Here is an 18,604-nt window from a genome sequence, read left to right as displayed (position 1 = left end):
GGAAGCTCTGGACAGCTTTTGGGGCAATTATGGCAGTGGTGGCCGCTTAGTCGGGCCGCCCCACCAGAACGAAGGGCGCCCAAAAAGCCGGGTGATGCCAGGCCGGATTTGGCCCTTCAAGCATGGCCAGCATGGCCCGGGCCTGCGCTTCGGCGGCGGGAAGATCGGGGCTTTCGGCACGGATGCGAAAGGTATCGGTCATCAACTGCACCGCCGAGCGGCTTTCCACCGGCCAATGGCTGACCAGCATGCCGCGCGCGCCTGCATATAAAAACGCCTGCGCCAGCCCTGACAGGGCCTCGGCCCCCGGCACCTCGCCCACGGCGGTGTTGCAGGCCGACAGCACCACCCAATCGGCATTCAGGCGCATCCGGGCAATTTCACTGGCGGTCAGAAAGCCATCTTCCCCCGCCCCCGGTGTCAAGGCCAGGGCCGGTTCTGTCAGCAGTGTGGTGCCCGCCCGATCCCCCGCCACAAGGCCATGGGTGGCGAAATACAGCATCCGATAGGCGTCCAGATCGGCAGATTTCACCGCAGCCTCGGTCGCGCCCAAGCCCTGCCAGATCCGGGCCGGATCAGTGCCTGCCACCGCGGCGCGCACCTGCGCCACCTCTTGCGCGGTTTCGGGCAAAGGCGCCAGCGCGCCGCGCAGCAGCGTGGCAGGCTGCCCGCCCGCATCGGCCAGCAGCAGCGCGCCTGCCGCATCGGCGTCATAGACCGGGTCGGCGAAACCGGCAAAGGCCTTGGGGGCCGCGGCCCTTTCGCGCGACAGGGCCGCCACACGCAGACCCGAAACCGACGGCAGCACGGTCAGCGATTTCATTCGCACCAGAAACGGGGCCGTTTCCAGCGTTTCTTCGGGGCGCGGTTCATAGGCCAACAACAGCGCCGGGGGCAAACCCGTCATCGGGCCGCGCAGATCGACCAGCACATGGGGCTTGTCGTCAAACAATTCCCAGACGTGCAGGAAGGAATTTTCATAAACCCGCCATGCCGCCTGATAGGGGAAATCCTCGGGCCGCTCTGGGGCCGCCCCCTCAAGCGCCGCCGCCCCCCGCACCCCCAGCCGCAGGGAAACTGACGCGCGGATGTCATTCACCCAGCCCGTCAGATCGGCCACCGGCACCCAGAATTTGCGCGCCATCGCGCGGTCATGCGTGACAGCCACGGCATAGGACCATTCCTCATCATGGCGCTGATGGTCGATGATGACAAAAACCTCATCTTCGGACAGCAGCGCCTGAATGGCAGGAATATCCAAATCGACCAGCCCGGCAATGCCGGCAAAGGCCGGATCAGACTCGGTCAGGCTTTGGGTCAGATCACGCGACTGGCTGGCGATCTGTGCCAATTCGCCCCGCAGCGCCGTTTCGCGGGCGGGGTCGCCATTGGCTTTGGGTCGGGTGGCCAGATCGGACAGATCGGCCTCGACCACCGCGCGCCGTTCGGCCAAATCCGAAATCTGGCGATACAAGGCGCGCGATGCATCAGACGACAGCATGGCGCGCTTTGTCTGCTCATCCACCGCGCCCCGCGCCCGCCCCCAGGCGGTGTCTTGCAACACAGGCACCACCTGATCCGCCATTGCCCTTGCGTCCAGCTGCCCCTGATCTTCCATATAGCCGATCAGATCCAGCGCCAGCTTTCGGTTGGGCGGCAGACCGGCCTCTGACTTCTGATAGGCGGCATAGGCCTCATCAAAGGCACCGACAAAGCTGAGCAGCCCGGCCAGATCGCGCTGCGCCTCGGCCAGAAAGCGGTCACCTTCGGGCAAGCGCGCCTCCATTCGTGCCACTGCGGCGCGCATGATCGGAACAGCCACTTCGGGCCCCTGCCCTGCCACCTGTTCCCACCGGGCCTGCAGGCGCTGCCAATCGGCATATTCCACGCTATCGGCGCCAAAGACCTGCTCTACCGCGGTAAAATTGGTGTCAAGAATGGCCTTCATGCCGGGCATGTCTTCGATATCAAACAGCGCCCGCGCCAACAGGCGGCGACTGGCGATGGTTTCCGGGTGCAGCGCACCTTTGACGCGGGAGTTCAGGCGATCTGCCGTGGCATATTCGACCGCCGCCCCGGCATAGTCGCCCAAACGCGACAGCGCAAAGCCACGGCGCACGGCAACCCCGGCCGCAATGCCCAAAGCATCCTCGGACCCATCACGCTGCAACGCGGCGATCAGATCGGCATAGGCGACAACGGCCTCGTCAAGATAACCCATCCTGTCCAGCACCTGCACCGCCTGAAACCGGGCCAGCGCCGTCAGCGAAGATTGCGCCCCCAGCCCCTGTTCCGAGTTGCGGGCGATTTCCAGCGCTATGGGCAGCGCCTCGGCCGTGCGGCCTGACTTGGCCAGCAACTCGGCCACCAGCAACCCCGGCTCCATCCGCTGGGGCGCATAGGGCGCATAGTTTTCTGTCACCCGGTGCCATTGCGCCAAGGCCCCGTCAAGCGCCGCCTCGGTCTGGCCGGTGTTGTCCAGCAGGCGCAGGTAAATGGTGTTTTCCCGAAGTGCCCGGATATGCACAGGCCCCCCCGCCGCCTGCACCGCCGCCGCGATCCGCTGCTGCACTGGCAGCGCCGCCTGCCAATTGCCCTCCTGCATCAGCGGGGCCAGAATGTCGCGGTCTTGCTGCACCTGCGCGGGCAGATCCAGCGGAAACAGCTCTTGTCCGGCCAGCGGGGGGGCCAGACCAAGCGTGACGGCAAACAGAAAAACTGGCAGTGTCTTGAACATGGGCTTAGTATCGGCTGCCGGGCGGCCTTCTGTAAAGACGATGGCGCATGACAAATGCCGTCAGCCTTGGCGCAGGCCCGGTTTGCGCTTTCGCTTGCCTCGTTAGCGCTAACAGAATATGGTTGGCGTCAATCAGACCTACACCAGAATGTGACGCCCGAGGTGACGGCCCGCCCGTCGCACCGTCAAAGCCGATGAGGATATCATGCCCCTGCACCCGACCCTTGCCCGTGTTACCGACCGCATCCGCGAGCGCAGCCGTGACAGCCGCGGCGATTATCTGGCGCGGATGAATGCTGCCGTGGCCCAAGGGCCTGCGCGCGGCCATCTGTCTTGTGGCAATCAGGCCCATGCCTATGCTGCGATGACCGACGATAAAGATACCCTTGCCGCCGTGCGGGCCCCCAATATCGGCATTGTCACCGCCTATAATGACATGCTGTCGGCCCACCAACCCTATGAGCGATTCCCCGACCTGATCCGCGCCGCCGCGCGCAAGGCGGGTGCCACCGCGCAGGTGGCGGGTGGCGTTCCGGCCATGTGCGATGGGGTGACCCAAGGCCAGCCAGGGATGGAGCTGTCGCTGTTTTCGCGCGATGTGATCGCCTTGGCGGCGGGTGTGGCACTGTCGCACAATACCTTTGACGCGGCGCTTTATCTGGGCGTCTGCGACAAGATCGTGCCGGGGCTGATCATGGCCGCAGGCACCTTTGGCCATATTCCGGCGGTGTTCGTGCCCGCAGGCCCGATGCCCAGTGGCCTGCCCAATGATGAAAAATCCAAGGTGCGCAACGCCTATGCCGAAGGCAAGGCCAGCCGCGAAGAGCTGATGGCCGCTGAAATGGCCAGCTATCACGGCCCCGGCACCTGCACCTTTTACGGCACTGCCAACACCAACCAGATGCTGATGGAGTTCATGGGCCTGCACCTGCCGGGGGCCAGCTTTGTCAACCCAGGCACCCCGTTGCGAGAGGCGCTGACCACAGCCGCCGTCGAGCGCGCGGCGCAGATCACGGCGCTTGGCAATGACTTCCGCCCGGCGGGGGAAATTCTGGATGAACGCGCCTATGTGAACGGCATTGTCGGGTTGATGGCCACGGGCGGGTCAACCAATCTGGTGCTGCACCTGCCGGCCATGGCGCGGGCCTCGGGCGTGCTGCTGGATTTGCAGGATTTCGCGGATCTGTCGGATGTGGTGCCGCTGATGGCCAAGGTTTACCCCAACGGCTTGGCGGATGTGAACCATTTCCATGCCGCGGGCGGCTTGCAGTTCCTGATCAATCAGTTGCTGGATGCCGGGCTGTTGCACGAAGATGCCAAGACCGTGGCCGGCGAAGGCTTGGCGGCCTATCGTCAAGAGGCCACGCTTGAGGGCGGCAAACTGGGCTGGAAGCCCGGCCCGACCACCAGCCTGAACGAAAAGATTGCCCGCCCCGCCTCGGCCCCCTTTGCGCCGCAGGGTGGGTTGAAACAGCTGACCGGCAATCTGGGGCGCGGGGTCATCAAGATTTCGGCAGTGGCCCCCGACCGCCATGTGATCGAGGCCCCGGCCCGCATCTTCCACAGTCAGGATGCCGTCAAGGCCGCCTTCAAGGCGGGTGAATTCACCAGCGACACCGTGGTGGTCGTGCGGTTTCAGGGCCCATCAGCGAATGGCATGCCCGAGTTGCATTCGCTGACGCCGGTTTTGTCTGTGCTGCAAGATCGCGGCCTGAAAGTTGCCTTGGTCACAGATGGCCGCATGTCGGGCGCCAGCGGCAAGGTGCCAGCGGCCATCCACGTCGCCCCCGAGGCGGCCAAGGGCGGCCCTTTGGCGCGTCTGCGCGATGGCGACATCGTGCGGCTGGATGCAGCGGCGGGCACGCTGTCGGTTCTGGCCGATGATTTCGCGCATCGTGAACCCATCGGCGCAGATCTGACGGCCAACAGCCATGGCATCGGGCGCGAGTTGTTTGAGGCGTTCCGCCGCAATGTGGGCACGGCAGATACCGGCGCGGCCGTGGTGCTGTAAGGCGCGACCGTGTAATTTTGCAACAATGGCCGCAGGGGGCGTCGCCCGCCTGCGGCATTTCTTTACAGAGTCTGAAGAATTCCGCACCCTGTTCGTATAAAAAGAAAAACCAATACGAGCAGACCATGACAGAAGCCGAGCGCCAATGCCGCGCTGAACGCCTGCCGTTCAGCGAGATCTTTCGCTATCAGTATCTTATCTCGCGACAACAGGTTGCGATCACCGGCATGGCGCGGCGACGGTTTGGCCGCTTTCATCTGTATATCGGTCAGGCGTTGCCCGTTACTGAACTGCTGGATTGCGAAGGTGCCCCCATCGGCCTTTTGCTGGGTGTCGCCGTCGCGCCCGAAGGCGCGCTGGGGGCCAGCCATATGGTGCCGCGCCTTTCGGCCCGCAGCGATGACTGCCTTGATGAATTCGAAAGCTGGCTGATCGATCTGGCCGGGCGCTATACGATTGTGCTGGATATGGCCGATGAGCAGCGCGTCTATTGCGATCCGGTCGGGATGAACGGCGTTGTCTATAACCCGCAAACCCGGCGCGTGGCCTCGTCTCCGTTGTTGTGCATCGACCGCGAGGTGATGCCAAACCCGCTGTATGATTTCGACGCGCTGCGCGAACATGGGGGCCGCTTTACCCTGTTCACCACGATCGACGCCGAAGTCACCCGGATGAACCCGAATTTCTATCTGGATCTGGCCAATTTCCACGAAACCCGGCATTGGCCGCGCGAGGAAGTGTTTGAACATTCGCCCAAGGACTATGGCCGTGCGGTTGACCAGATCATCAAGATCACCCGCCATAATATCGGCGCGCTGGCCGCTGCGCATGATTGCGTGATGCCCTTGTCGGCGGGCCGCGACAGCCGTTTGCTTTTGGCGATGGCCGGGCCGCATCGTGACAAGATCAGCCAGTTCTTTACCCATGTCACCAATGCCGGCACCCGCCGCGATGCCGAGGTGGCACGCGACATCAGCCAGAAGTTGGGCGTGCCGCATGAGGTGCATATGCGTCGCCCAATGCGCCGCCCGCGTGACATTCAGCGCGCAGAACGCAACCAGCGCGCCTTTCAGATCGCAGCCGGGGTCGTGACATCGGCCCCAAATGAAATGAGCCTGGGCGTGCAAGCGATGATCCGGCCCGGGGCCGTTGTGCTGCGCGGTCACCAGACCGATCTTTTGCGCGCGGTTTACGTCAGTTGGACGAACAAGGCCAAGTGGAAGGATTTTCACTGGCAGATGCGCAAGCTGTTTCCGGTTCCGATCGAACATTTCACGACAGAGGTTGCCAACCGCTTTCGCCCGCTTTTCACCAACTGGTTGCAAACCCTGCCCCGCAATGCGTTGGAAAAGCAGCCCGATTTCATGTTCCTAGAGGTGTTTTACTCGGCAAGCCTTGGGTCGGGTTTTCCGGCGAACTGGCATTGCTTCTACCTCTCGCCGTTCAATTCACGGCGTCTGATGACCTTGGCCCTGGGGTTCGACGATGCCTATCGGCTGTCGGGCCGCACCGTGGATGATGTGCTGTTCCGCATCGACCCTGATCTTGCGGCCATTCCCTTTGGTCTTGAATGGTCACCCGATGCCGAGGTTTATCCGCTGGCGCAAAGCCGTGTCGAAGAGGCCGAGCAGCGCCACGGTGAACTGTTCCCGCAAAAACACCTGCGAAAGGCGGGCTGACCGGGGCAAAACCGCTGCCGCCTGCGCGCGGCTTGACGGTGATGCGGTTTTCGGCTAACCCAACCGAAGGTTTGGCAACAGACCGCCGACGCCGGGGCGCCCGGAACATTGCGTCCCTCGATTCCACGCAGGCCGATCCTGCCGTTTAGGACGCACATGATCAAATTTTCCGACCTCGCGCTTGACCCGCGCGTTTTGAAAGCCGTCGCCGAAGCAGGCTACGAAACCCCCACCCCCATTCAGGCCGAGGCCATCCCGCACGCCCTTGAGGGCCGCGATGTCTTGGGCATTGCCCAGACCGGCACAGGCAAGACCGCCAGCTTTACGCTGCCGATGATCACGCGCCTTGGCCGTGGCCGGGCCCGCGCCCGGATGCCGCGTAGCCTGGTGCTGGCGCCCACGCGCGAACTGGCCGCCCAGGTGGCGGAAAACTTTGACACCTATGCCAAGCACACCAAGCTGACCAAGGCCTTGCTGATTGGCGGCGTCGCCTTTGGCGAGCAAGACAAGCTGATCGACCGTGGCGTTGATGTTCTGATCGCCACACCGGGCCGCCTGCTTGACCATTTCGAGCGCGGCAAACTGCTGTTGCAGGGCGTCGAGATCATGGTGGTGGATGAGGCCGACCGCATGCTGGACATGGGGTTCATTCCCGATATCGAGCGTATTTTCCAACTGACGCCCTTTACCCGCCAAACCCTGTTCTTCTCGGCGACCATGGCCCCCGAGATTGAGCGGATCACCAAAACCTTCTTGTCCAATCCGGCCAAGGTGGAAGTGGCGCGCCAGAACTCTACATCGGCGACCATCGAACAACTGCTGTATCAATTCGCCCCCAGCCGCAAGGACCGCAGCTTTACCGAAAAGCGCGCCGTCCTGCGGGCGCTGATCAAGCAAGAGGGCGAAAGCTGCACCAATGCCATCATCTTCTGCAATCGCAAGATGGATGTGGATGTGGTGGCCAAGTCGCTGAAGGCGCATGGCTTTGATGCGGCCCCCATCCACGGCGATCTGGAACAATCGCAGCGCATGAAAACGCTGGATGCCTTCCGCGATGGCAGCCTGAAGTTTCTGGTGGCCTCGGATGTTGCGGCCCGTGGTCTTGATATTCCGGCCGTCAGCCATGTGTTCAACTTTGACGTGCCCAGTCACCCCGAAGATTACGTCCACCGGATTGGCCGCACTGGCCGCGCCGGGCGTTTGGGCAAGGCCTTTACCATCGCCGTCACCGCCGATGACAAGTATCTGACCAACATCCAAAGCCTGGTCAAACAAGACATCCCGCGCGGCACCCTGCCCGAAGGGGCGCTGGATGGTTTGGAAGACCGCGCCGACCGCAGCCGGACCGACCGCCGTGATGGCACCGATACCAAGCGGGGCGAACGCCGCAGCCGGGGGCGCGAACGGGATCGTGATCGCAAGCCCAAGCGTGATGAATCGATGCCGCCCGCCAGCATGGAACCGATCAGCCAGCCCGTGGTGGCCGAGCCAAGCCAGCCCGAACCCACCATGCCGGTGATCGCCGCCGCCGAACAGCGCGAGGCGCGTGAACCGCGCCGCGACGATCGGCGCGAGCGCCGGGACGAGCGTGGCGGCGAGCGGAATGATCGCCGTGACCGCCGCGAAGACCGGAATGACTATCGCCGGGATGATCGTCGCGACTCGGGCGTTGTTGGGATGGGCGATCATGTGCCAGATTTCATTTTGCGCAGCTTCAAGATCTCGACCCCTGCCACCGAGCAGGATGATGCCGATGACGCGGTTGCTGCCAGCAGCGATGCGTAAGCGTCAGCACGACAGGTGAAACGACAAAAGGCCCCGCAATTGCGGGGCCTTTTGCATTTCTTACCCAAGGGGTTTATTCGGCCTGCAACCGGCTGACCACGATCGTCACCTCGGGCTTTTTGCCGATTTCTTCAACGGCCACCTGACGCACCACGCGGCGCAGCGCCTCGTCCAGCTTTTCATCGTCGCGCAGAACCTTGGCCCCGGCCTTGTCCAGATAATCGGTCAGATCGGCTTCCAGCGTTTCTGCCAGCAGACGTTCGCCGCGGCCCACCGTCGGCAGGCCCGAGATTTCAACCCAAGCCTCGCCCAATGGCTCATCCTGTTCGTCAAGGATCACTGTCACCATGACATGGCCGTTCAGCGCCATGCGAATGCGATCACGCACCACGCCGTCCAGCGCGCCAATCAGCACCGATCCATCCAGATACAGCCGGCCCGTTTCGATATATTCGGCCACCTGCGGCTCTTCGCCCGTCAGGTCGATCATCATACCGTTGGTGGCCACTTCGGCCGCGATCCCCGCTTCGGTCGCGATGCGGGCATGTTCGCGCAGGTGGCGATGTTCGCCATGCATCGGGATCAGCATGTCGGGCAGCAACAGCCGATGCACATGCTCGAGATCGGGGCGGTTGGCATGGCCAGACACATGGTAAAGCCCGTTGCTGTCATCAATCACATCCACGCCCATTTCCGAAAAGGCGTTCATGATTTTCAGCACATCGCGTTCGTTGCCCGGAATGGTCTTGGACGAGAACAGGAATGTATCGCCGGGCTTCATCTGCAAGCCCAGATACTTGCCCCGGCTTAGCTGTGCCGAAGCCGCGCGCCGTTCGCCCTGACTGCCGGTCACCAGCAGCATCAGATTGCCGCGCGGAATTTCAAGCGCCTCTTCCGGGGCGACTGTGCGCGGAAAGTTCGGCAAGACGCCTGCTTCCTCTGATGCCGAGAGCATGCGGCGCATCGACCGGCCGAGCACACAAACCGACCGGTCCGCCGCGCGGGCCGCATCGGCCAGCGTCTTCAGACGCGCGACGTTCGAGCCAAAGGTGGTGGCCACAACCATGCCACCTTTTGACTTGATCAGATCACGGATCGGGTCTTTCAGCGTGCTTTCCGACCGGCCCGCATGCAGCGAGAACACGTTGGTGGAATCGCACATCAGCGCCTTGATCGGGCGTTCTTCGGCAATCGACTTGATCAGCGCATCATCCCATGCCTCGCCCACCACGGGTTCGGGGTCGATCTTGAAATCAGCCGAATGGAACAACCGGCCTGCTGGCGTGTCGATCACCAGAGCGCTCGATTCCGGGATCGAATGGCTGACCGGCACAAAGCCAACCTCGAACGGGCCAGCCGTGACGCGGGCGGGCCAAGGATCGACCGTCGTCAATGTATCCAGCGGCAGGCCCTGCTCATCCAGCTTCAACCGGCCCACGATGGCGGTAAACCGACGGGCATAGACCTTTTTCTTCAGCTTGGGCCACAACAGGCCCAAAGCGCCGATATGGTCTTCATGTGCATGGGTGATAAAGATCGCCTCGACGCGGTCCACCCGATCTTCCAGCCATTTGATATCGGCCATGATCAGATCGACGCCGGGGCTGCTGTCCATATCGGGGAAGGTCACGCCCAGATCGACAACGATCAGCCGTTCCTTGCCTTCGGGACCATAGCCATAAACATAGCAGTTCATCCCGATCTCGCCCGCACCGCCAAGGGGAAGGTAGATCAGACGTTGTTTCACGCTCATGCGGTTTCCTTGTTGTAGTCGTTGATCAGGACAAGACCATGCATGGTCAGGTCATCCTCGATCGAATGAAATAGGTCGGTGCCTTGGGCAAACAATGACGCAAGTCCACCGGTTGCGATGACTTTGCAAGGGCGTTCGCGTTCACGGCGCACCTCACGCACGATGCCTTCTACAAGGCCTATATATCCCCAATACACGCCCGATTGCATGCAAGCCACCGTATTCGTGCCGATGGCCTTTATGGGCTTGGCCACATCGATATGGGGCAAGGCGGCAGCGGCCATGTGCAGCGCCTCAAGCGACAGGTTCACACCCGGCGCAATGACGCCCCCCACATAGGCGCCATCCGTATCGACCACATCAAAGGTGGTGGCTGTGCCGAAATCGACCACGATCAGATCGCCGCCATAGCGATCATGCGCGCCCACGGTATTGACCAGACGATCAGGCCCCACAGTCGTGCCCTGATCCACCCGCGGCATCACGGGCAGCGCACATTCCGGCTTGCCCACCACCAGTGGGCGACATTCGAAATAACGGTTGCACAGCACACGCAAGTTGAACACCACCCGCGGCACAGTGCTGGAAATGATCGCCTCGGTGATCGTGGCTTCGGTTCGCGTGACGGTCATCAAGGACGACAGCCAGACGAAATATTCATCCGCCGTGCGCTTGTGATCTGTGGCACAGCGCCAGGTGGCAATGAACCTTGTGCCATCCCAGATCGAAAACACGGTATTCGTATTGCCGCAATCAATGGCCAAAAGCATGGAACACCTTTCGCGTTCTGGTCTGCCGGGCAGTCATGAAAAGAACACCTCTGCCGCAGGAATGGCAAGCGGCCCCTGCGCCATGCGCAAGATCAGATTGCCCTCGGCATCAATCGTTTCAAACAGGCCTTCGCGGCTTTGCGTGCCCGTGCGGGCGATGATCTTTTCGCCCAACCGTGCCGCATGGGCCAGCCAGGCCGTGCGCAGGGGCGCAAAGCCCTGTGTTGCGAACACCGCTTCCCACCGCGCATAGGCGGGGGCAAGATGGTTCAGCAACGCCTCGGGCGTCAGCCGCACGCCGGTTTCTGACAAGACGCTGACGGGCGGCACGGCCCCCTGCTCGATCAGGTGGGGGTCAGGATGTGCGATCAGATTGACACCGATACCGATGGCCAGCGCCGCCACCCCCTGCCCCGAGCCATGGCTTTCCAGCAAGATGCCAGCCACCTTGCCACCGTTCATCAGCACATCATTGGGCCATTTCAGGGCCAGCCCCGCCCCCGTTCCCGTGGCACCGGCCAGCGCGTCACGCAGGGCAAGCGCCGCGGCAAAGGATCGCAAGGCTACGATCTGCGGGGCCTCGTGCGGGTGCATCACCAAGGTTGCGTAAAAGTTCCCCTGCGGGCTTGACCATGCCCGCGCGCGGCGGCCACGGCCTGCGGTCTGCTCGGCCGCCAGAATCCAGCAAGGCCCCGAAAGATCCGGGGCCCGGCGGAAGGCTTCGGCGTTGGTCGAGTCGACCGAGGGGAGGAGCACACGCCCCACCCCCATAGGCCAGGTGTCAGCGGACAAGAGCTTCGGCCGCCACGGCAGCGACGGGTTCGATGCCAAACAGGTTGACCACCCCCAGCACCATGATCACGGCCACGGCCACCATCAGCACCCATTGCACCGGCACCATGTTGCTTTCGACCGGGTCCTGATCCTTGCCGAAATACATGTAGAACACGATGCGCAGGTAGTAGAAGGCGCCGATCACCGAGGCGACAGCCCCCGCCAGCGCCAGCCAGGCCATGCCCCCGTCAACGGCGGCTTTCAGCACATAGAACTTACCGAAAAAGCCAACCATCGGCGGCACGCCGGCAAGGCTGAACATCAGCACCAGCACGGCCAGCGCCTTCAGCGGCTCCTTCTTGGAAAACATGTTCAGGCTTTGGATATCCGTCACCGGGCGGCCATCCCGTTCCATCGACAGGATGAAGGCAAAGGTGCCGATATTCATGGTGACGTAAATCGCCATGTAAACCAGCATCGCCTGCACACCCTGCGCCGTGCCCGAGGCAAGCCCAACCAGCGCATAGCCCATATGGGCAATCGAGGAATAGGCCATCAGGCGCTTGATGTCGCGCTGTCCGATGGCGGCAATGGCCCCAAGGAACATCGAGATCACGGCCAAAGCCGCCAGCACCTGCCCCCATTGGCCCGGAATGCCACCAAAGGCGTCATGCACCAGACGTGCGATCAGCGCCATGGCCGCGACTTTGGGCGCGGTGGCAAAGAACGCCGTCACCGGAGTGGGCGAGCCTTCGTAAACATCGGGCGTCCACATGTGGAAAGGCGCCGCCGAGACCTTGAACGCCAGTGCCGCCAGCATGAACACCATGCCAAACATCAGGCCCACAGGCAGCTCGCCATGCCCCAGCGTTGACAAGATACCCGCAAATTGCGTGGTTCCGGCAAAGCCATAGGTCAGCGACGCGCCATAGAGGAACAGGCCCGACGACAGCGACCCCAGCACGAAATACTTCAACCCCGCTTCAGAGGACTTGGCACTGTCGCGCCGCATGGCGGCCACAACGTAAAGCGACAGCGATTGCAGCTCTAGCCCCATATACAGCGCCATCAAGTCACCGGCCGAGACCATCATCATCATCCCGACCGCACCAAGGGTGACAAGAACCGGGAATTCAAAGCGCAGCAGGCCGCGACGTTGCATATAGTCTTGCGACATCATCATCACGGCTGCGGCCGAAACAAGGATCACCACCTTGGCAAAGCGGGCGAAGGGGTCATCGACGAACATGCCGCCAAAGGCCGTGCGCGCCCCTGCCCCGCCAAAGCCGATGAACAAGGCTAGGGCCAGAAACAGGCCCGAGGTCGCCCAGACCAGCATCGGCGCGGTCTTGTCTTTGCCGGTGTAAACGCCAAACATCAGCGCGGCCATGGCATAAATCGCCAGCACCAGTTCCGGCAGGACGGTATTGAAATCTGCAGCGGTCATGGATCTGGTCCTCAGTGCTGGGCCAGCTGCGCGCCGTCAACGGCGGGCAACGCGGCCTGATAGTCGGTGACAAGGGCGCTGACGCTGGGGCCGATGATATCGGTGACCAGCGACGGATAGACGCCCAAAAGCAGGGTCATGGCCACCAGAGGCGCAAAGATGGCCTTCTCGCGGCGGGTCATGTCGGTGATGGATTTCAACGCTTCCTTCACCAATTCGCCCATCACCACGCGGCGATAGAGCCACAAAGCATAGGCCGCCGACAGGATGACACCCGTGGTCGCCACAGCGGCAACCCAGGTGTTCACCTGGAACACGCCCATCAGCGTCAGGAATTCACCGATAAAGCCACTGGTGCCCGGCAAGCCCACATTGGCCATGGTGAAGAACATGAAGATCATCGCATAGGCCGGCATCCGGTTCACCAGACCACCATAGGCGTCGATGTCGCGGGTGTGCATCCGGTCATAGATGACGCCAACGCACAGGAACAAGGCGCCCGAGATAAAGCCGTGGCTGATCATCTGGAAGATCGCGCCATCAATGCCCTGCTGGTTTGCCGCGAAAATCCCCATCGTCACATAGCCCATATGGGCCACAGACGAATACGCGATCAGCTTTTTCATATCCTGCTGCGCCAAAGCCACCAGCGAAGTGTAAACGATGGCAATCGCAGACAGCCACAAAACAAAGGGCGCCAGCAGATCAGATGCCACGGGGAACATCGGCAGACTAAAGCGCAGGAAGCCATAGCCCCCCATCTTCAGCAAGATGGCCGCCAGAACAACAGACCCGGCCGTGGGCGCCTGAACGTGGGCATCGGGCAACCAGGTGTGCACCGGCCACATCGGCATCTTGACCGCAAAGCTTGCAAAGAACGCCAGCCACAGCAGGGTCTGCATGCCACCAACGATCTGGAACCCCATCAGGCTGAAGGTTTCAGACCCAAAGCTGTGGTTCAGCAGCGTCGGAATGTCGGTGCTGCCAGCATCCATATACATGGCAATCATCGCCACCAGCATCAGAACCGAGCCGAGGAAGGTGTAGAGGAAGAACTTAAAGGCCGCGTAGATGCGCTCCTTGCCGCCCCAGATGCCGATGATCAGGAACATCGGGATCAGACCGGCCTCGAAGAACAGGTAGAACAGCACCAGATCCAGCGCGCAGAACACGCCCAGCATCAGGGTTTCCAGCATCAGAAAGGCGATCATGTATTCCTTGACGCGCTTTTCCACATCCCAGCAGGCCGCAATGGTCAGCGGCATCAGGAACGTGGTCAGCATGACGAACAGGACCGAGATCCCGTCAACGCCCATCTTGTATTTAAGGCCCAGGATCCAGTCGTATTCCTCGACGAATTGAAAGCCGGTATCGGCCGGGTCAAACCCGACCAGCACGAAGATCGACACCAAAAAGGTCGCGGTGGTGGCCAGCAAGGCCAGCCATTTCGCATTGTTCTGGGCGGCGGCATCATCGCCACGCAGGAACAGGGCCATGATGGCCGCGGCCACTGCGGGGATGAAGGTGATGATGGAAAGTAGGTTGTCCATGGTCTCTATCTCGCCCCCTTAGTGGCTGCCGCCGGAAAGCATCATCCAAGTCACAAGGACGACGATCCCGATCACCATCGCGAAGGCATAATGGAACACATAGCCGGACTGCGCCCGACCGGCGAGGCGCGTCAGCATGGGAACGATGCCCATGGCCACGCCGTTGATCGATCCGTCGATGACGGCCCCGTCGCCCTTCTTCCACAGGAAGCTGCCAAGCCATTTGGCGGGGCGGACAAAGACCCAGTCATAGAGTTCGTCGAAATACCACTTGTTCAGCAAGAACAGATACAGCGGGCGCTGCGCCTCGGCCAGGCGGCGGGGCAGTGACGTGTCCTTGATGTAGAACAGCCACGACAACGCCAGCCCCAGCAGCATCGCCACGAAAGGCGAAACCTTGACCCATTTCGGCACCAGATGCGCCTCATGCAGAACATGGTTGTCCGGGCCCATGAAGATCGCGCCTTTGGGCGCCACAGCCGCGGCGTGACCTTCGTCAGCCATGGCATGGCCTTCGGCGGCAACAGCCTCACCTTCACCGTCACCCGCAGCCGGGGCCGCGTCATGCGCAGCTTCGGTGCCATGGGCGGCCTCGGCCCCGTGTTCTTGCGCGGCTTCCATGCCAAACCAATTGCGCACCTTGGCTTCGTCGCCAAAGAACACGTTATACCAGATCATACCCGAGAAGACGGCCCCCAGCGCAAGCACGCCCAGCGGGATCAGCATGACCATCGGGCTTTCATGCGGCTCATGGTGGTGGCCGTGATCGTCATGGCCGTGGCCATGGCCGTGGCCCACCGTTCCGGCGCGGTTTTCACCGTAAAAGGTCATGAACATCAGACGCCACGAATAAAAGCTGGTCATGCCCGCGGCGATCACCAACAGCCAGAAAGCATAGTGAGACCCCACATAAGCCGATTCAATCACTGCGTCCTTGGACAGGAAACCGGCAAACCCGAAATGCGTCAGAGGAATGCCAACACCCGTGATCGCAAGCGTGCCGATCATCATGGCGGCAAAGGTCAGCGGAATCTTTTTCCGCAGGCCACCATAGTTACGCATGTCTTGCTCATGATGGGTGGCATGGATGACCGAGCCAGCGCCGAGGAACAGCATGGCCTTGAAAAACGCATGCGTGAACAGGTGGAACATGGCGACCGAATAGACACCAACGCCGGCCGCCACGAACATGTAGCCAAGCTGCGAACAGGTTGAATAGGCGATCACGCGCTTGATGTCGTTCTGCACCAGACCAACGGTCGCGGCAAAGAACGCCGTCGTCGCCCCCAGAACGGTGATAAAGGCCGTGGCTTGCGGGGCATATTCGTAAATGGGCGACATCCGGCACACCAGAAACACGCCCGCCGTCACCATGGTTGCGGCGTGGATCAGTGCCGACACAGGCGTCGGCCCCTCCATCGCGTCAGGCAGCCAGGTGTGCAAGAACAACTGCGCCGATTTGCCCATGGCCCCGATGAACAGCAGCACGCCAATCAGATTGGCCGCGTTCCATTCCGTCCACAGGAACGACAGGTTCGTTTCCGCCAGTGCAGGGGCCGCGGCAAAGACATCATCAAAGCGCACAGAATCTGTCAGATAGAACAGCGCAAAGATCCCAAGGGCAAAGCCAAAGTCCCCCACACGGTTTACGACAAAGGCCTTGATTGCCGCCGCATTGGCCGAAGGCTTTTTGTAGTAAAAGCCGATCAGCAGATAGGACGCCACCCCCACACCTTCCCAGCCAAAGAACATCTGAACCAGGTTGTCAGACGTCACCAGCATCAGCATCGAAAAGGTAAAGAACGACAGATAGGCAAAGAACCGGGCGCGGTAATGCTCATGGTGGCCCCAGTTATCGTCATGGGCCATGTAGCCGAACGAATACAGATGCACCAGCGCCGAGACCGAGTTGACCACAACCAGCATGATCGCCGTCATGCGATCGACGCGAATGGCCCATTCGGTATCCAGCGCGCCGGATTGAATCCAGGTCAGCAGGTGGATGTGCTGCGTTTCGCCGTCATGAGTCAGGAAGATGATCCACGACAAAAAGGCCGCCAGAAAGACCAGCGATGTGGTGATGATCTGGCCGGGCCGTTCGCCGATGATGCGCCAGCCAAAGCCACAGATCAAAGCCCCGATCAGGGGTGCGAAAAGGATGATCGTTGCCATGGTGCCTTAGCCTTTCATCACGTTGACGTCTTCGACGTCGATCGTTCCGCGGTTGCGGAAGAACACCACGAGGATCGCAAGGCCGATGGCCGCCTCGGCGGCAGCGACGGTCAGGATGAACATGGTAAAGACCTGTCCGACCAGATCGCCCAGATAGCTGGAGAAGGCGACCATGTTGATGTTCACCGCCAGCAGCGTCAGTTCGATCGACATCAGGATGACGATCACGTTCTTCCGGTTCAGGAAGATCCCGAAAATGCCGATGACGAACAGCGCCGCCGCCACCGTCAGGTAATGTTCCAGTCCAACCATCTCACGTTCCCTCGTAGGCGACTTTCGCGCCCGTTTTCATTCCATTCGGCGGGCGGTTCCCCGCCCTGCCCGACCGGCCTTACAGGCCTTGACCGGGCTTCACATCCTTCAGTTCCATGGCCTTGGCCGGGTCACGCCACATCTGCTGCATCACATTCTGGCGCTTGACGTCCTTGCGGTGCCGCAAGGTCAGCAAAATGGCCCCGATCATGGCCACAAGCAGGATCAGACCCGACAATTGGAACAGCAGCAGGTATTTGTCATACAGAACCAGACCGATGGCCTTGGTGTTTTCCACCTGGCTGGCATCGGGCGCCACCGCCTGACGCAGCCCCAGCGCGCCATCTGCCTGAACCCAGGCCCCAACGCCCAAAGACAATTGCATGATCAGGACCACGCCAATCAGCAGGCCAAGCGGCATGTAACGCGCCATTTCGCCCTTCAGTTCGGCAAAGTCGATGTCCAGCATCATGACGACGAACAGGAACAACACTGCCACCGCGCCGACATAGACGATGATCAGCAGCATGGCCACGAATTCAGCCCCAAGCAGAACGAACAGCCCCGCCGAGGACAGGAAGGTCAGGATCAGCCACAGCACCGAATGCACCGGGTTGCGGCTGATGGTGACCATAAGCCCCGCCGTCACCGTCACCACGGCAAAGGCATAAAAGGCGATATCAGCGACGGTCATACGTCTTTCTCCCCAGAATTCGTAGCGGTCTCTGCAAAGACGGTCTGGGCAATTTCCAGTGCCTTTTGCATGGCGGGCAAACCGCCGAACATGCTCATTTGCCAGATCACTTCGGCAATCTCGCGTTGCGTGGCCCCCGCCTCCAAGGCGTGGCGCACAGTCATTTTCAACTGTGGTTCGGCCTGGGCCCCCAACACCGTCAGAGCCGCCACCGTGACCAACAGCCGGGTCTTGGCGTCCAGCCCTTCGCGGTTGAAGGTGCGGCCAAACCACATTTCCATCATGTCCTTCGACATGGTCGGAAACATCTTGTCAAAGCCCGCCGCCTTGATGTTCTCCAGCGCAGGATTGAACGTCCGCATCATCTCTTGCGAGCTTTCCATCATCTGCTGGATCATCTTTGTATAGGCTTCGGTCATCTGGCTCACCTGTAGGGGGCGTCGGCTTCAAGGTTGCGGGCGATTTCGGCTTCCCAACGCTCGCCATTCGAAAGCAGTCGGTCCTTGTTGTAGAACAACTCTTCCCGCGTCTCGGTCGAAAACTCGAAATTCGGGCCTTCGACGATGGCATCCACCGGGCAGGCCTCTTGGCAGAACCCGCAGTAGATGCATTTCGTCATGTCGATGTCATAGCGCGTGGTGCGGCGGCTGCCGTCCTCACGCGGTTCGGCATCGATGGTGATCGCCTGTGCCGGGCAGACGGCCTCGCACAGTTTGCAGGCGATGCAGCGTTCTTCGCCATTGGGGTAACGGCGCAGCGCATGCTCGCCCCGAAACCGGGGCGACAGCGGCCCCTTTTCATGCGGATAGTTCAGCGTCGCCTTGGGGGCGAAAAAGTATTTCAACCCCAGGGCAAAGCCCTTGATGAAATCCTGCAACAGGAAATAGCGCGTCGCGCGGGTCCAGTCGATGTTGGCCATC

14 protein-coding genes are annotated in these 18,604 nt (G+C 61.5%); 3 read left to right on the top strand and 11 right to left on the bottom strand.

Going from position 1 to position 18,604, the window contains the following annotated elements; all coding sequences use genetic code 11:
• Positions 1–46: 46 nt before the first annotated feature.
• Positions 47–2,737, bottom strand: coding sequence for a CHAT domain-containing protein (locus V3C85_RS09870; protein WP_331794916.1), 2,691 nt, complete (start codon positions 2,735–2,737; stop codon positions 47–49).
• A 205-nt stretch (positions 2,738–2,942) separates the two neighbouring features.
• On the opposite strand from V3C85_RS09870, the gene edd reads away from it, so the two are divergent.
• The 3 genes from edd (at position 2,943) to V3C85_RS09855 (ending at position 8,212) form a co-directional block, all read left to right on the top strand.
• Complete coding sequence (gene edd, locus V3C85_RS09865; RefSeq protein ID WP_331794915.1) at positions 2,943–4,748, top strand: phosphogluconate dehydratase; 1,806 nt, start codon at positions 2,943–2,945, stop codon at positions 4,746–4,748.
• A gap of 125 nt (positions 4,749–4,873) precedes the next feature.
• Entirely contained in the window at positions 4,874–6,427 is a 1,554-nt protein-coding gene (locus V3C85_RS09860) for a hypothetical protein (RefSeq protein WP_331794914.1), read from the top strand.
• 156 nt (positions 6,428–6,583) lie between these two features.
• Entirely contained in the window at positions 6,584–8,212 is a 1,629-nt protein-coding gene (locus V3C85_RS09855) for a DEAD/DEAH box helicase (RefSeq protein WP_331794913.1), read from the top strand.
• A gap of 73 nt (positions 8,213–8,285) precedes the next feature.
• On the opposite strand, the gene V3C85_RS09850 is transcribed toward V3C85_RS09855, so the two are convergent.
• The 10 genes from V3C85_RS09850 to nuoI form a co-directional block, all read right to left on the bottom strand.
• Positions 8,286–9,965, bottom strand: a complete 1,680-nt coding sequence (locus tag V3C85_RS09850) for a ribonuclease J (RefSeq protein WP_331794912.1) — start codon at positions 9,963–9,965, stop codon at positions 8,286–8,288.
• Complete coding sequence (locus V3C85_RS09845) at positions 9,962–10,735, bottom strand: type III pantothenate kinase (RefSeq protein ID WP_331794911.1); 774 nt, start codon at positions 10,733–10,735, stop codon at positions 9,962–9,964. The genes V3C85_RS09850 and V3C85_RS09845 overlap by 4 nt, the downstream gene beginning before the upstream one ends.
• Positions 10,736–10,768: 33 nt before the next feature.
• A complete protein-coding gene (locus tag V3C85_RS09840; protein ID WP_331795275.1) occupies positions 10,769–11,506 on the bottom strand; it encodes a biotin--[acetyl-CoA-carboxylase] ligase in 738 nt (245 codons plus the stop codon).
• A gap of 10 nt (positions 11,507–11,516) precedes the next feature.
• Positions 11,517–12,956: an NADH-quinone oxidoreductase subunit NuoN gene (gene nuoN / locus V3C85_RS09835; protein WP_331794910.1), complete on the bottom strand. Its 1,440-nt coding sequence runs from the start codon at positions 12,954–12,956 to the stop codon at positions 11,517–11,519.
• An 11-nt stretch (positions 12,957–12,967) separates the two neighbouring features.
• Positions 12,968–14,506: an NADH-quinone oxidoreductase subunit M gene (locus tag V3C85_RS09830; RefSeq protein WP_331794909.1), complete on the bottom strand. Its 1,539-nt coding sequence runs from the start codon at positions 14,504–14,506 to the stop codon at positions 12,968–12,970.
• A gap of 18 nt (positions 14,507–14,524) precedes the next feature.
• Positions 14,525–16,678: an NADH-quinone oxidoreductase subunit L gene (gene nuoL / locus V3C85_RS09825; RefSeq protein WP_331794908.1), complete on the bottom strand. Its 2,154-nt coding sequence runs from the start codon at positions 16,676–16,678 to the stop codon at positions 14,525–14,527.
• A gap of 6 nt (positions 16,679–16,684) precedes the next feature.
• Complete coding sequence (nuoK, locus tag V3C85_RS09820) at positions 16,685–16,990, bottom strand: NADH-quinone oxidoreductase subunit NuoK (protein WP_331794907.1); 306 nt, start codon at positions 16,988–16,990, stop codon at positions 16,685–16,687.
• Between the two features lie 79 nt (positions 16,991–17,069).
• Positions 17,070–17,684 carry an NADH-quinone oxidoreductase subunit J gene (locus V3C85_RS09815; protein WP_331794906.1) on the bottom strand — a complete coding sequence of 205 codons (615 nt, stop codon included), beginning with the start codon at positions 17,682–17,684 and terminating at the stop codon, positions 17,070–17,072.
• On the bottom strand, positions 17,681–18,103 hold the full coding sequence (locus tag V3C85_RS09810; RefSeq protein WP_331794905.1) for a carboxymuconolactone decarboxylase family protein: 423 nt from the start codon (positions 18,101–18,103) through the stop codon (positions 17,681–17,683). The genes V3C85_RS09815 and V3C85_RS09810 overlap by 4 nt, the downstream gene beginning before the upstream one ends.
• A 5-nt stretch (positions 18,104–18,108) precedes the next feature.
• Entirely contained in the window at positions 18,109–18,603 is a 495-nt protein-coding gene (gene nuoI / locus V3C85_RS09805) for an NADH-quinone oxidoreductase subunit NuoI (protein ID WP_331794904.1), read from the bottom strand.
• Between the last annotated feature and the right edge of the window lies 1 nt (position 18,604).

Origin of the sequence: Pseudotabrizicola sp. L79 (assembly GCF_036553525.1) — a bacterium.
Lineage (GTDB): Bacteria > Pseudomonadota > Alphaproteobacteria > Rhodobacterales > Rhodobacteraceae > Pseudotabrizicola.
Note: the sequence above shows the minus strand (reverse complement) of the source record. Positions and strands in the feature narration are given on the sequence as shown.